This is a genomic window from Caulobacter segnis ATCC 21756 (assembly GCF_000092285.1).
GTDB classification, from domain to species: domain Bacteria; phylum Pseudomonadota; class Alphaproteobacteria; order Caulobacterales; family Caulobacteraceae; genus Caulobacter; species Caulobacter segnis.
On the sequence record NC_014100.1, the window covers coordinates 3,010,684 to 3,025,945 of the forward strand.

Sequence of the window (15,262 nt, forward strand, 5' to 3'; positions counted from 1 at the left end):
TCAAGCCGCCCGGCGACGCCAGGCGATCCAGGCGCCGAAGACCGCGGCCAGGGTCATGGCGACCAGGATCGTCACGTGCTGCTCCACATTCGCCAGAGGCTGCATGCCTGACAGCATCTGCGACAGTCGCCCCAGGTGATAGGACGGCGTCGCCTGGGCGATATCTCCGAACCATTCAGGCATGGCGCTGAGCGGGATCCAAAGACCGCCGAACAGGGAGAACGCCAGGAAGACAAGGTTGGCCAAGGCCGTCGCGCCTTGCGAGCCCATGCGCAGACCGATGTTCAGGCCGATCATGGCGAATGGGATCGTCGAGACCAGCCCAAGGCCCAGGGTCGCCGCCCACCGCCAAGCGTCCATTCGCACGCCTCCGAACCAGGCCAGGCCGCCGAGCAGCAAGACCGAAGCCGCGATCAGCGCGAGGGCCGCCGCCAGCCGTCCGACCAGATAGCCGCCCGCGGGCAACGGCGCGATCTGCTTGAGCTCGATCATCTTGGCCTCGCGCTCGGCGGCGACGGCCGCGCCAAAGCCGAACATGGCGGGCGCGATGGCGGCGAAGATCACATAGTTGGCCAGCATGAAGTGCGCGACTTCCTCGCGCCCCTTGCTGAGGCCAAGCCCCATCACGCCATAGAACAGCAGCGGTAGCGCCACGCTCGGGATGACGAACTGGGGCGTGCGCACCGTCGACAGGATCTGGGCGCGCGCTTCACGGCCATAGATGGCCAGGGTGTGCAGAGCGGACATCTTAGGCGACCTCGGTTTGGCGTTGGGCCGGCGAACCAGCTCGGACGAGACGGGTGACGGCGTCCTCCAGGGAGGCGCCGGCGACGGTCAGATCATCGATGGTTTCGTCGCGGGCTAACAGCTCGCGCAGGGTGGCGGAGGCGGAGGTGGTGAGCAGGGTGACGCGACCGCCGTCGCGGCTGACGCTCGTGACGCGAGCCAAGCTGGAAAGGTCCGCGTCGCCGAGGCGCGTGCGGCAGCGAATGGCGACGGCCGAGACCTGGCTCTTGATCGCCTCCGGCGTCCCGTCGGCGATGACGCGGCCATGGTCGATGACGACGATGCGGTCGGCCAAGGCCTCTGCTTCGTCCAGGTGATGGGTCGTCAGAAGCACCGCCGCCCCGCGGGCGATCTCGGCGCGGACCGCCGACCACAAACCCCGACGCGCGTCGATATCCATGCCCGTCGTCGGCTCGTCCAGAACCAGGAAATCGGGACGACCGGCGATTGCGATCGCGAATTGGACCCGACGCTGCTGACCACCGGACAGCGCGCCGCAGCGACGCCGCTCCAGGCCTTCGAGGCCCGCCAACTGGAGGGTCTCGTCCAGCGACCGGGGCTGACGATAATAGCTGCGGAAGAGATCCACCTGCTCGCGGACCGTCAGGGTGCGCGGCAGACCCGTCTCCTGAAGCATCACACCCATCCGGCCGCGCGTCGCCAGATCGCGGGGATCACCGCCAAACAGGCGGACCTGGCCGGCGTCGGGGCTCAGACGGCCGGTGAGCAGAGCGACGCTGGTGCTCTTGCCCGCGCCGTTCGGTCCCAGCAGGGCCACGCACTGGCCCGGGCGGATGATCAGGTCCAGGCCGTCCAGCGCCTGGGTCGAGCCCCGACGCTTGGTGACTTGGCTCAAGAGGCCAACGGGTGTTTGGGATAGGTTCGCTGACATGACGGGCTCCCCTCGTTGTCGAGACCACCATGCGCTGACGATGCGCCGCACATCAGTGCCGCCCGTCACCGAGCCGACATGACAAACGTCACCTCGTGGAACTCTTCACGAAACCCGGCCTTGGAGACGCGACTTGCGGCGCGTTACAACCGGAATCGACGTGAGTCCCCGGGGAGGCCGATCGCGCGATGCATACGCAGAGAATTCTCGTGACGGGGGGCGCGGGCTTCGTCGGATCGCACCTGTGCGACCGGCTACTCGAAAGCGGCGCCGAGGTGCTTTGCGTCGACAACTACTACACCGGCTCGCGCCTGAACGTGGCGCAGAACCTGTCGAATCCGCGCTTCGAGTTGCTCCGTCACGACGTGACCATGCCGCTCTATGTCGAGGTCGATCAGATCTACAATCTGGCCTGCCCGGCGAGCCCGGTGCACTACCAGTTCGACCCCGTGCAGACGACCAAGACCAGCGTCCACGGCGCCATCAACATGCTGGGTCTGGCCAAGCGGGTGAAGGCCAAGATCCTCCAGGCGTCCACCTCCGAGGTGTATGGCGACCCGACCATCCATCCCCAGGTCGAGAGCTATTGGGGCAACGTAAATCCGATCGGCATCCGCTCGTGCTACGACGAGGGCAAGCGCTGCGCCGAGACCCTGTTTTTCGACTACTGGCGCCAGCACAAGCTGCGCATCAAGGTCGCCAGGATCTTCAACACCTATGGCCCGCGCATGCATCCGAACGACGGGCGCGTGGTGTCCAACTTCATCGTCCAGGCTCTGAAGGGCGAGGACATCACCCTTTACGGCGACGGAACCCAGACGCGGTCGTTCTGCTATGTCGACGATCTGGTGGATGGCCTGATCCGGCTGATGAACACGGGTGACGACGTCACGGGCCCGATCAATCTCGGCAATCCGGTCGAGTTCACGATGAAGCAGCTGGCCGAACTGGTCCTCGAACTCACAGGCAGCAAGTCGGCGCTGGTCCATCGCCCCCTGCCCTCCGACGACCCGCGCCAGCGCCAACCCGACATCACGCTGGCCAAGCAGCATCTGGATTGGACGCCCACAGCGCCACTGAAGGTCGGCCTGATGAAGACGATCGAATACTTCGACGGCCTGCTTAAGGCGGCGTGATCTCGGCCAAGCCTTGCTCCAATCGAGGCGCGCCAGTAACAGCCGGTCATGGCGCGTAACGTTTCCCTGCTGGCCCTCTTGCTGGCCACATCCGTCCCAGCCTTCGCTCAAGGCCAGGAAGTCGAGGCGATCTCGGTCTGGGGCCGACGAGCCAACGATCTGGGACGCGCAACCTCGGCCAGCGAGGGGCGCATCGCCTATGCCGACTTCGCGGTCCGTCCTCTGCTCCGCCCGGGCGAACTGATCGAGGCTGTGCCAGGCTTGGCCGCGACCCAGCATTCAGGCGCGGGCAAGGCCAACCAGTACTTCCTGCGCGGCTTCAACCTGGACCACGGCACGGACCTGGCCGCCTCTCTGGACGGCGTGCCCCTGAACCTGCCCTCGCACGGCCATGGCCAGGGCTATCTGGACCTGAACCTGCTGACGCCGGAGTTCGTGCACGACATCGGCTTCAAGAAGGGCCCGTATTCCGCCGAGAACGGCGACTTCGCCACGGCCGGCGCCGTCGCCTTCGAGACCGCCGATCACCTGCACGGAGACGGACTCCAGGCCTGGGCGGGCGAGAACGACTACTATCGCGCGGTGGGCTCGAAGGCGCTGACCGACAACCTGCTGGTCGCGGCCGATCTTTCCAGCGCGCGCGGCGCGTGGACCCGTCCCGAGGACCTTCGGAAGATCAATCTGCTGGGCCGCGCGCTGGCGGGCGGCTGGTCGATCACCGCCCTCGCCTACGACGCCAAGTGGAACGCCACGGACCAGATCCCGCGCCGCGCGGTCGAGTCCGGCGCCTTGGATCGCCTGGACACCGTCGATGCGACGGACGGGGGAAACACGGCGCGCTACATGCTGTCGGCGCGCCGTCGGGACCTGCTACGGGGTCTGGACGCGGTCGCGTATGTGCAGCGCTACACGCTCGATCTCTATTCGAACTTCACCTACTTCCTGGACGATCCCGTCAACGGCGATCAGTTCGAGCAGGTGGATCGCCGTTGGATCTACGGCGGTTCGCTGGTCAAGCGGTGGAGCCTGGGCGACGGTTGGAGCGCCCGTACGGGCGCCTCGGCGCGCGTGGACGACATCGGCAAGGTCGGCCTCTACCGCACCACCGCCCGCGCCCGGCGCGCGACGGTTCGCCAGGACGCTCTGACGGAGTGGTCGACGGCTCTGTGGGGTGAGGCGTCCAGGCGCCTTGGCAAGGTGGACGCGACTTTCGGTCTGCGCGCCGACGCCATGGGCGCGGACGTCGACGCAGGCGATCCTCGCAACGCCGGAACGGTCAGCGACCTGCAGCTCAGCCCGAAACTGGCCCTGGCGTGGCGCGTCTCGAAGACCTTCGAGCTCTATGCCGATGCTGGGCGAGGCTTCCACTCGAACGACGCGCGCGGCGCGGTGATCACGGTCGATCCGGTCACCGGCGATCCCGCCGAGCGTGCGCCGCTGTTGTCACCCACCGACGGGGCGGAGCTGGGCCTGCGCTGGAAGCGCGGCGACCTCACCGTCACCGCCGCCGCATGGGCGCTCCGGGTGGATTCGGAGCTCGTCTATGTCGGCGACGCCGGTTTCACCGAGGCCAGCGGCGCGACCCGTCGGCGAGGCGTCGAGCTGCTGGCGGACTGGCGACCGACCCCTCGCCTGAGCCTGACGGGCTCCTACGCGACCACCCACGCCCGGTTCACTGGCGATCCGCCTGAAGGCGACCGCATCCCCAACGCCGTCGGCTCTGTGCTGAGCGCCGGCGCCAACTGGACGCCGATCAAGGGCTCGACGCTCTCGCTGACCTATCGCCGCCTGGGCGGCGCGCCCCTGGTCGAGGACAATTCGGTCCGGTCGCGTCCGACCAGCCTGGTCAACGCCCTCTTCGTCCAGGACCTGGGCCGCGCCAGCCTGATGGTCGAGGTGCTGAACCTGACCGACAGCAAGCGCGACGACATCGCCTACCTTTATGCCTCGAGACTTCCGGGCGAGCCGACCGAGGGAGTCGAAGACACCCATTTCCACCCCGTCGAGCCCCGGGCTGTGCGCGCCGGGATCAAGATCAATTTCTGACGCAACCGGACGGAAAAAAGGGATGATTTCCCCCGCTGTCCTGGCCAAGGTGTCGCTGGGGTTTATCAGGGTTCTGAATTGAGGGGCTGAACTTGTCCAAGGGTTCTATTCGTTACGCCGTGGCCGGCGTCATCGCGGCCGCGCTCGCCGTTTCTGTTGCTCACGCCGACGCCATCAAGCAGACCAAGGCGCCGTTCGACGACAAGTTCCGCCAGCTGGAAGGGGAGGATTGGCCGACCCCGACCGACTACCGCAACGCCGCGCGGGCGCGCCGGGCTATCGCTACTGGCAGCAGAAGGTCGACTACGACGTCGCCGTGCGCCTGAACGAAGACACCAAGACGCTGACCGGCCGCGAGACGATCACCTACCGCAACAACTCGCCCGACAGCCTGCCCTATCTGTGGCTGTTGCTGGACCAGGACTATAAGCGCGACTCGATCAGCAAGATGACCGAGACGGTCTCTGGCGACTCGGTGAGCCTGGGTCAGGTTCGGCGGCTTCAGCGCCTCAAGGAGTGGGAAGGCGGCTTCACCATCACGTCGGTGAAGGACGCCTCGGGCCGTCCGCTGAAGTTCACCGTGGTCGACACGCTGCTGCGCGTCGACCTGCCGGCCGCCGTGCGCGGCAATGGCGGAGAGACCAAGTTCACGATCGAGTGGTCGCTGCCCATGGTCGAGAACAAGGTGGTCGGTGGCCGCAGCGGCTACGAATGCTTCACCGGCAAGGGCGAAGACGGCAACTGCATCTACGAAGGCGCGCAGTGGTTCCCCCGCCTGGCCGTCTATTCCGACTACGAAGGCTGGCACAACAAGGCCTTCCTGGGCTCGGGCGAATTCACGCTCGAGTTCGGCGACTACCGGGTGGCCCTGACCGTGCCGTCCGACCACGTGGTCTCGGCCACCGGCGTGCTGCAGAACCCCGCCGCGGTGCTCTCGCCGGCCCAACGTGACCGCCTGGCCAAGGCCCGCACCGCCAGCGAGCCGGTTTATGTTGTCACTCCGGAAGAGGCGCTGGCCGCCGAAAAGGGCAAGGCCAAGACCGAGAAGACCTGGGTCTTCCAGGCCAGCAACGTCCGCGACTTCGGCTGGGCCAGCTCGCGCAAGTTCGTGTGGGACGCCCTGGGCGTGAAGCAGGAAGACGCCAAGGCCGAGCACCCGGTGGTGATGGCCATGTCCTTCTTCCCGAAGGAAGCCCGCCCCCTGTGGGACGCCTACTCGACGAAGTCGATCGCCCACACCCTGAAGGTCTATTCGGACTTCACCTTCGCCTATCCCTATCCGGTGGCTCAGTCGGTCAACGGCCCGGTCGGCGGCATGGAGTATCCGATGATCTCCTTCAACGGCCCGCGGCCGGTGAAGGACAAGAAGACGGGCGCCCTCACCTACACCGAGCGCGCCAAGTACGGCCTGATCGGCGTCGTGATCCACGAGGTGGGCCACAACTACTTCCCGATGATCGTCAATTCCGACGAGCGTCAGTGGACCTGGATGGACGAGGGCCTCAACAGCTTCCTCGAGTTCCAGGCCGAGGTGCAGTGGGACAAGAAGTTCCCGGCGCGTCGCGGCGAGCCCAAGGACATCGTCGAGTACATGGTCAGCCAGGACCAGGTGCCGCTGATGACCCAGTCGGACTCGGTGATCCAGTTCGGCCCGAACGGCTACTCCAAGCCGGCCACCGCGCTGGTCATCCTGCGCGAGACGGTCATGGGCCGCGAACTCTTCGATCGCGCCTTCAAGGAGTACTCGAACCGCTGGCGGTTCAAGCACCCGACCCCGTATGACTTCTTCCGCACGATGGAGGAGTCGTCGGGCGTCGATCTCGACTGGTTCTGGCGCGGCTGGTTCTACTCGACCGATCACGTCGACATCGCGCTGGACAAGATCGTCCAGGCTCGTCTCGACAGCGGCGATCCCCCGATGTCGAGGCCGCCAGCCGCAAGGCCGAGCGCGCCAAGGAGCCGGAATCGCGCACCGCCGCGAACAACAAGGCCCCGACGGTCGTCGAACTCGATCCCAAGACGCGCGACTTCTACAATGCGAACGACGAGTTCTCGGTGTTCGACAGCGCCCGTAAGAAGGCCAAGTCGGCGCGCGAGGATCTGACGCCGGAAGAACAGGCCGCCCAGGACTTCAAGGACAACCTCTATCGCTTCACCTTCCGCAACATCGGCGGGCTGGTGATGCCGGTGATCCTGAAGATGGACTTCGCCGACGGCTCCTCGGAGATGGTTCGCATTCCCGCCGAGATTTGGCGCAAGAACTCCAAGCAGGTCACCTGGCAGTACGTCTCGACCAAGCAGCTGAAGGGCGCCCAGCTCGATCCGCTGTGGGAAACGGCCGACGCCGATCGCGGCAACAACGTCTACGAAGGCGCGATCGTCCCGACCACCTTGAAGATCGCGAAGCCGCCGGAAGGCTCCAACCGGATGAAGGACGCCAACATGAAGGTCGAACCGGACAGCTTGGCCACTCTGCCGAACGCCGAGCCCAAGAAGGACGAAGGCTCCAAGTGAACCGGCGCGCGGTCGCTCTCCTGGCGGTGGCGAGCCTCGTGCTCGCCCCGCTTCCGGCGGCCGCGCATCGCGGCCACGGCGCGCTGAGCGTCGTGGAGATTGATGGCAAGACCGGCGCCGTCACCGTGAGTCATCGTATCCCGGCCCATGACGCCGAGCCGGCGCTGGCCATGATCGCGCCCGAGGCCCAGGCCAGCCTCGACGATCCGGACGCGATCGAAGCGCTGAAGGGCTACATGGCCACGCATTTCACGGTGGCCGCGGCCGGAGCGCCCATCGCGCTCACGCTCAAGGACATGACTCTCGGCGCCGACGAAGTGCGCCTAGAGTACGTCGGCAAGATTGCTCCCGCCGCTGTCTCGGAAGAGATCGCCGTGCGAGCCGCCATGTTCGCCGATGTCTACGGCGATCAGGTCAACCAGGTGAACATCCGCCGACTCGGTGTCACGCGCAGCCTGATCTTCAATGGGGCGGACGCCGCCGCGCCTCAGACTCTGGATGCGGTCGCGCCCTGAGCGGGACATGACAAACGTCACCTCGGACGCGTGACCCCAGGCACTGCAACGCTTTGAGTCGCCCTGGCAGGGTCTCCGCAACAGAGGAGACCTTCGATGACCTTCATGACCCGCCGCGCCGCCCTTCTGGCCGCCACGGGCCTGGTCGCGTTCAGCGCCAACGCCTTCGCCCAAACGACGACCTCATCCCCGGCCCCCGCCAAGAAGGAGCCGTCGAACCAGGTGCAGGGCGTGACGATCACCGCGCCCAACGGCCAGGATATCAAGACCTCGATCGACCGCCGCAGCTATAGCCTGGGCAAGGACATCCAGGCGACCACCGGCTCGGTCGCCGACGTGCTGCGCAACGTGCCCTCGGTTCAAGTGGACGTGCAGGGCAATGTCAGCCTGCGCGGCGACTCCAACGTTACGATCATGATCGACGGCAAGCCGTCCGGCATGTTCAAGGGCGAGAACCGCGGCCAGGTCCTGCAGCAGATCCCCGCCAGCCAGTTCGAGCGCGTCGAGGTGATGACCAATCCCTCGGCCGCCTTCAGCCCCGAGGGCACGGCGGGCGTCATCAACCTGATCACCAAGCAGCAGCGCGCCGTCGGGACCACAGGTTCGGTGCGGGGTAACTTCGGCACGGAAGGCCGCAAGAACGCCAGCATCAGCCTCGCCCGCAACACCAAGGCCCTGACCCTATCGGCCGACGCCGGATGGCGCCGCGACAAGGCCAAGGGGCGGATCGTCGACGAGCGCGAGCGCCTCGACACCGCCACGGGTCAATATTCGCCCAGCCATCAGAAGGTCGATTTCGTCAGCCGGGGCCAATCGCACAACGCCCGCGCCGGCGTCGACTACGACCTGGACAAGAAGACCCGGCTCAGCGCCGAAGCCCGCTACAACGACATGACCTACAAGTCCAAGTCCGGCTCGGACTATGACGGCCGCACACCGAGCGGCGCGCCCAGCGTCCGCTACCAGCGGCGCGGCGACGGCGAGATGAAGCGCTCCGTGGCGGGCCTGTCGAGCGACCTGCGCCGCAAACTCTCCGGCGACGATCATGAGTTCACCGTTCGCGCCAGCCTCGAGCGCACCCGCGACCGCCAGACCACCGCTTCGGACGGCTTCAATCAGTTGCCGGTCGCCTCGAACTACGCCGAGCGCGTCCGGATCGGCGATGAGCTGGTCCAGACTCGGCTGAAGGCCGAGTACAAGCGCCCCCTGCCCGACGGCGCCAAGCTGGTCGCTGGCTATGAGCTGCAGATCGACGACAACGACTACGACAACTTCGGCGCCCGGGGTCCGATCGGCGGATCCTTGACCACCGATCCGGCGCTAACCAACCAGTTCAAGTACGATCAGGCCGTGAACGCCTTCTACGCCACCTACAGCCGCGCGATCGGCGACTGGACGGTGATGCCGGGCCTGCGCTTGGAAGAGGTCCAGGTCGACACCAATCAGGTCACGTCGAGCCTCAAGGACTCCTACGACTACCTTCGCGCCTATCCGTCGCTGCATGTCCAATACAAGGTCGACGACACCCGCCAGATCAACGCCAGCTACAGCCGCCGCATCCAGCGGCCCACAGCTCAAGATCTGAACCCTTATAGGATCTACCAGGACCCCTATAACTACCGCCAAGGCGACCCGCGCCTGAAGCCGCAGGTGACGGACTCGTTCGAGGTCGCCTACCAACTGCGCAAGGGCTTCAACTACTATCTGGGCACGCTTTACTGGCGTCAGGCGCGGGACGGCGTCACCGACGTGGTGCGCGAGCTGCCGGGCGGCGCGCTGCTGACCACCAAGGCCAATCTCGCCAAGAGCCGCAGCGGCGGTCTGGAGCTGGTCGCCAACGCTCGCCTGACGCCGAAGATTTCCTACACGATCAGCGGCAACGCCGCCTGGAACGAGATCGGCGCCACCGACCTCGGCTTCCCCGACAGCCGCTCGACCTGGGCCGTGTCGGGCTACGCCGCCCTGAATATCCAGGCGACGCCGAAGGACTTCCTGCAGATCAGCGGCTTCGCGATCGGAAAACGCCTGACGCCCCAAGGCTATCGCGAACCAACCGGCATGCTGAACCTGGGCTACCGCCACAAGTTCAACGATCGTCTGTCCGGCGTCATCACCGTGCAGGACTCGCTGAAGACCTTCGGCGACAAGCTGGTCATCAATACCGCCGCTTTGAAGGAGCGCCGGGCGATGGACCTCGACCTGCGCGCCATCTTCGTCGGCGTCACCTACGGCTTCGGCGGCCAGGGTGCGGCCAATCCCCGTCGGCCGCGCGAGCCGGCGTTCGACTTCCAGACCACACCGGGCGGCGTCGGTCCGATGTAGACTCCGGGGCGGCGGTCGGCGGGTGTCTCGCCGGCCGCCGCAACGGGGCGCAGTTGAGCCTCTCATGCTTTCGCTGCGACAACCTGCCTTATGGCCTTTGTCGCGCGATCGGCTTTCTGCAGAGGCATGACAAGCTTAGCCGTAACGTCCGAAGTCCACCTTCCTGGCGGAGCCGCCATCCGCGTGGCCACCAACTTCCTGCTCGACCAACTGGTGGCGGGAATCGAAGCCCATGACGGCGATCTGCTTGGCCTCCTGGTGCTGGCGGCGCTGAGTTCAGGCAATTGCGCCCATCTGCCGGCCGACCAGTTCGCCGACCTGGACAAGGCGCCGCCAGATCGTGAGCGACGCCCTCTGACCATCCGGCAGGTCGCCAATTCCCTCGGCCAACCCTATGAAACGGTGCGCCGCCGCTTTGTCGTTCTGGAGGCCGCCGGAAAAATAACCCGGCGCGGCCGCAACGGCTTTATCGTCCCGGAAGCGATCGACCGCTCCCCGGAGCGCCTGGAGGCCGTCCGTCGCACCTACGCCAAGATCCAGCGCGCGGTGAAGACTCTGCAGGCCCTCGAACGGCGCTGAAGCCTGAAGACTACCGCTGACGGGCGGGACGCCGACGCCGCGGCAGACCGCTGGGATTGCCCCAGAAGGTCACAACCGCCAGGCTTCCCAACAGCGCGAGCCCCAAGCCAGACACCGTCATCACGAGGCGGTAAGGCAGTCCTCCGACCTTGGCCGCGTGCAAAGGATAGTCCGCATTTGCGATCCGCGCGCCGAGCGGCAGCGCCAAGGCGTCACGGCTGGCCACGGGCCGCCCGTCGGCTGGATCGAACCAGACCACCGACCGACCGTTCGGCAACCACTCGGGCTCGCGCCTGAGACGGATTTGGATCAGTCCGCCAGCCTTGGCGGGCAAGGCGATCGTCCGCACCTCAGCGTCCGGAAAGCGGGCCTGCGCCGCGCCGATGACTTTCGCCCAATCGAGGTTCTTGGCCAGTTTTCCGCCGACGATTTTCGGCGGCGCCGACGCAGCTTCCATGACGGCCGGCGACGTGAAGGGCGCGCGGAGCGCTTGGGAGAACCACTTCAGGTTCATCGCCGCGCCTGTCGTCAGCGACAGGATCAGGAGCGGTGCGATCCAGGCGCCAAGATCCCGGTGATGGTGCACGATGGCCGCGCGGCGCGCCGCCTGCGGCCACAGCCGGAACCGGAACATCCGCCGCGTCGGCCACCAGAGGATCAGGCCCGTCACCACGAAGCCCAAGCCGACGAGCCCGATCACGCCACCGACGACCTCTCCCGCGTCGCCGTTGAAGAGGTGATGATGGAAGTCGAACAGCCAGACCTCAGGGCGCGACCAGTTCGAGGTCCAGCTCTGGACGATGTTCCCGTCCTGATCGGCATAGGCCGCGCGCTCGCCCTTGTAGGAGAGTTTGTGAAGACCCAGACGCTCGGTCGCCAGCACGATGGAGCGGGGACGCTCGTCGGAGGCGAAGATCCTCGTCGCCGCCGCCGCCAGGGTGGCCGTGTCCTGCCGCTGCGCATCGGCCGCGTGAGGCATGGTGGCCCGCAGGAAAGCGTCCTTGTGGACCAGTAGAGCGCCGCTCAGGCCGAATAGCGCCAGCAGCAGTCCGACGAACCCGCCGGTCCAGCGGTGCAGCAGGCGCAAGGTCTTCATCAGAAGCGGGTTTCCCAGCCCAGGGTCGCGGTCCGGCCACGCCCGGCGTAGATCTTGTCCTTGGCCGGCAAGGTCGTGTCCGAATAGTAGGTCAGGTACTGCTTGTCGAAGAGGTTCTGGACGCCCAGCGACACCGCGCCGACAGGCAGCTGGTACCGGACAAAGGCGTCCGCGACGGTGTAGCCTTCGAAGTCGTCCTTCACGAGCGCGCTCTGCATGCCACGCGACAGGTACGACTGCATCTGCACGCGTAGCGCCCACTTGCCCGTCTGGTAGTCGGCGGCGAGGTTCAGGCGGTCGGGCGAGATGTTGGCGCCGTCCAGGTCGGTGTCGACCTTGCCGTCCGCGTTGGTGTCGGTCCTGCCCCGCAGACGGGCGTAGCCCGCCGAGAGATCGAGACCCGGCACGGGCGTACGCGCCTTCACATTGACTTCCAGACCTTCAATCGCCACACGCTGGCGCTGCACGTCGAAAATGCCGCCGGCGTTCTTGACCAGCAGCTGGCCCAGCTTGGACGAGGACCAGAAATAGGCGACGCTGGCGTCGAACGGACCGCGCTTCAGCTCGGCGCCGAGTTCGCGGTTGTTCGACACGATCGGCTCGATCGCCAGGTAGGTGTCGACGTCCACGTTGGCGACGTTGATGGCGCGCAGGATGCGGCCGACATCGGGCACGGTGTAACCCTCGGCGTAGCTGCCGTAGACGCGAAGGCCTTTGGCGGGCTCGAACACGACGCCCCCGTTGGCCAGGGTCGCCTTGAAGTCCGGATTGCCGCCAGCGACCTTGCGCGAGCCGTAGAAGGCCAGGGTCGTGAAGTCGTCGACCTTCAGCTCGACGTTCTCGAAGCGGACGCCGCCCGCCAGGCGCAGCTTGCCGCCCAGCAGGGCGTAGTTGCCCTGGATGAAGGGCGCGAGGCTCTGGAACTTGGTCGGCGGCACCCAGGCGCGACCGGTGGCGATCAGCAGTTGCTCGGTCCGGTCGTTCAAGGCATCGAGACCCACGGTCGCTGTCAGCCCTTCGACGCCGGGCACGGCGCGCTCATAGCTGGCCCGCGCGCCCAGCTTGCGCGAGCGGTTCGAGGACTGGTCGAACAGCGTGCCCGACGGCGCGATGCTGGTGTCTTGGAACGTCGCGTTCCGGTCGCCGCCGAACGTGTCGCGCGAGCGGTTGAAGAACAGTTGGGCGGTCAGGGCGCCGCCGTAGAGGTCGTCATCGGTCAGCGAGGCCGACACGGTCTCGACACGCCCTTGGGCCGGCTTGCCGGGCACGACGCCGCGATAGGCCGTGGTCGGCAGGCGGGTCGCGCGCGAGCCATCGGTCGGCGCTGCGGCAGTCCCGGTGACGGTCACATAGTCGCCGTCGCCCTTCAGCTCGAAACGGTTGGCGACGATGTCCAGACGCGTGCTGGGGTCGATCTGCCAGCCGAAGCGGCCAAACAGCGACAGGGTCTTGGAATCCTGGACGTCGCCCTGGGTGTTGTCCATGCCGATGCGGCGGCCACGGGCGTCGTAGAAGGCGCCGCGCGACTCGTAGGCCACGCCGGCCGTCGCGTCGAACGCGCCCTCGCGCCAGCCGACGAGGCCCGCCAGCTTGCCGCCGACCGCGTCGCCCAGGTCGTTGCCGACGGTGGTCTGGGCCATAACGCGTCCCGAGACCCCATCCTGCTTCGGCGGGCCGACGGTGACCTGGTTGACCACGCCGCCCGTGGCGCCGATGCCCTGAAGCGCGTTCGAACCGTAGATCAGCTCGACCCGATCCACGAAGAAGGGATCGATCGTGTAGCCGTCGCGCGAGCCGTCACGGATCGGGGTCGATTGCGGAATGCCGTTGATCGCATAAAGGGGCGAGCGCCCTCGCAAGGTTTCCCCGGCGCCGGAGAGCTTCTGGCGCGTCGGCGAGAAGGACGGCGACAGGGTCGCGATGGCGTCGATCACCGAGCCGCTGATCGCGACCTGTTGGGTCAGGCTCTCATTGTCGACGACATCCACGGTCATCGGCAGGGCGCTGGCGGGGAGGATGGTCCGCGCGGCCGTGATCACCACCTGATCGACAGCGGTCGAAGGCTCTTCCGAACGCGCTTGGGCCGCGCCGCCGGCCGACAGGGCCAGAAGGCTCAGGCTGGAAACGAGAACAGCGCGATGACCCGCGCCCTTGGTTTGAAATCGCACTGTGAACCCGCCCGAACAATCAATGTGCGGGGCGTATAAGCGTTATTGAAAGTCACTTGCAACAAATATTGACCTGAACGCGTCAGGTTCGCCGTCAGCCGACTGATCGGTTGGAAATTGGAAGGTGCAAAGACGATCCCGCCTGCCCGGGCCGCCGCAGACTGAGCGGAACCTATATCGGCTCTCCACCGTTTGACGCCCGCGCCGAAGATCGGCGGGAGCGACTGGTATGTTCAGATATCTGGTCTTTCCAGCCTCGGACGGCTGGCGGGTGCGCTTAGAAAATGACGACCGCTCGCTGCGCTTCGACACTCTTCAGTCGGCGGAGCGTCGCGCGCGATGGCTTTCGATGCGCGCCGCCGTCCAAGGGGCCGAGAGCGAAATCCTTCTGCTGGACGACGCCGGAGCGACGGTAGGTCGCTGGCGGGGTGAACGTTACGAGTCGCTTCGCCCTTTCATCGTCGTCGCTGCCTAAGGCCAAGCTCCGGTTCACGCCGTAGCGTCGAACGCCGCCATCGCGACTTGCCGGTGCTCCCAAGGGGCGTCCGCCGCGTCCAGGTCTTGCCTTGAGACGGCCAAGAGCGGCTTCATGATATAGCCGATGCCCAATTGTCTTCCCGACCGCGGGCGATCGATCGGCCGACCGCGTCCTTGCGCGCGCATCAGTCCCTTAGAGGAAAGCAGTCTTGGTTCAGAACTGGAAAGAGGTCGGCCCGCATCGCTACCGTGAGACTTTCGGCCGCTACTACGAGGACTTCCACGTCGGCGACGTCTATGAGCATCGCCCAGGCAAGACCGTCACTGAGTACGACAACCACCTGTTCACGCTGCTAACGCTCAACACCCACCCGCTGCACTTCGACGCTGAGTTCGCCAAGGCCTCGGAGTTCAAGCAGAACCTGGTCGTCAGCCCTTACACCCTGGCCCTGCTGATCGGCATGAGCGTCACGGACGTCTCCCAAAAGGCGATCGCCAACCTGGGCATGGACGACGTGAAGTTCACCGCCCCGGTCTTCCACGGCGACACGCTGTACGGCGAAAGCGAAGTGCTGGCCAAGCGCGAGAGCTCTTCGCGTCCCGGCCAGGGCATCGTGACCATCCGCACGATCGGCAAGAACCAGCGCGGCGAAGTCGTCTGCACCTTCAAGCGCAGCATGCTGATCCCGGCGCGTGGCAACGCGGTCGAGGATCGCGTCGAGACCTACTGA

Annotated in this window: 11 protein-coding genes and 1 pseudogene; 8 read left to right on the top strand and 4 right to left on the bottom strand. The window is 66.4% G+C overall.

Going from position 1 to position 15,262, the window contains the following annotated elements; genetic code table 11:
- A complete protein-coding gene (locus CSEG_RS13785) occupies positions 1-738 on the bottom strand; it encodes an ABC transporter permease (protein ID WP_053463824.1) in 738 nt (245 codons plus the stop codon).
- Positions 739-748: 10 nt separating this feature from the next.
- On the bottom strand, positions 749-1,678 hold the full coding sequence (locus CSEG_RS13790; protein ID WP_013079854.1) for an ABC transporter ATP-binding protein: 930 nt from the start codon (positions 1,676-1,678) through the stop codon (positions 749-751).
- 188 nt (positions 1,679-1,866) lie between these two features.
- Here CSEG_RS13790 and CSEG_RS13795 point away from each other — a divergent pair, with 188 nt between their 5' ends.
- The 6 genes and pseudogenes from CSEG_RS13795 to CSEG_RS13820 all read left to right on the top strand — a co-directional run bounded on the left by CSEG_RS13795 (position 1,867) and on the right by CSEG_RS13820 (position 10,790).
- Positions 1,867-2,814, top strand: coding sequence for a UDP-glucuronic acid decarboxylase family protein (locus tag CSEG_RS13795; protein ID WP_013079855.1), 948 nt, complete (start codon positions 1,867-1,869; stop codon positions 2,812-2,814).
- Between the two features lie 48 nt (positions 2,815-2,862).
- Positions 2,863-4,860 carry a TonB-dependent receptor gene (locus CSEG_RS13800; protein WP_013079856.1) on the top strand — a complete coding sequence of 666 codons (1,998 nt, stop codon included), beginning with the start codon at positions 2,863-2,865 and terminating at the stop codon, positions 4,858-4,860.
- An 86-nt stretch (positions 4,861-4,946) separates the two neighbouring features.
- Positions 4,947-7,374, top strand: a pseudogene (locus tag CSEG_RS13805) (M1 family metallopeptidase).
- Entirely contained in the window at positions 7,371-7,889 is a 519-nt protein-coding gene (locus CSEG_RS13810; RefSeq protein ID WP_013079857.1) for a DUF6702 family protein, read from the top strand. Before CSEG_RS13805 ends, CSEG_RS13810 begins: the two are co-directional and overlap by 4 nt.
- A 96-nt stretch (positions 7,890-7,985) precedes the next feature.
- The gene (locus tag CSEG_RS13815) at positions 7,986-10,211 is read left to right on the top strand and encodes a TonB-dependent receptor domain-containing protein (protein WP_013079858.1); all 2,226 of its coding nucleotides are present in this window, start codon (positions 7,986-7,988) and stop codon (positions 10,209-10,211) included.
- 183 nt (positions 10,212-10,394) lie between these two features.
- Positions 10,395-10,790, top strand: a complete 396-nt coding sequence (locus CSEG_RS13820) for a hypothetical protein (protein ID WP_013079859.1) — start codon at positions 10,395-10,397, stop codon at positions 10,788-10,790.
- 10 nt (positions 10,791-10,800) lie between these two features.
- Here the strand turns inward: CSEG_RS13820 and CSEG_RS13825 are convergent, their stop codons facing one another.
- Positions 10,801-11,886 (bottom strand): PepSY-associated TM helix domain-containing protein, encoded by a 1,086-nt coding sequence (locus CSEG_RS13825; RefSeq protein WP_013079860.1) that lies wholly within the window; start codon positions 11,884-11,886, stop codon positions 10,801-10,803.
- On the bottom strand, positions 11,886-14,054 hold the full coding sequence (locus tag CSEG_RS13830) for a TonB-dependent receptor (protein ID WP_013079861.1): 2,169 nt from the start codon (positions 14,052-14,054) through the stop codon (positions 11,886-11,888). Before CSEG_RS13830 ends, CSEG_RS13825 begins: the two co-directional genes overlap by 1 nt.
- 229 nt (positions 14,055-14,283) lie before the next feature.
- Between CSEG_RS13830 and CSEG_RS13835 the strand changes: the two genes are divergently transcribed.
- Positions 14,284-14,529 carry a DUF2188 domain-containing protein gene (locus tag CSEG_RS13835; RefSeq protein ID WP_013079862.1) on the top strand — a complete coding sequence of 82 codons (246 nt, stop codon included), beginning with the start codon at positions 14,284-14,286 and terminating at the stop codon, positions 14,527-14,529.
- Between the two features lie 211 nt (positions 14,530-14,740).
- The gene (locus tag CSEG_RS13840; protein ID WP_013079863.1) at positions 14,741-15,262 is read left to right on the top strand and encodes a MaoC family dehydratase; all 522 of its coding nucleotides are present in this window, start codon (positions 14,741-14,743) and stop codon (positions 15,260-15,262) included.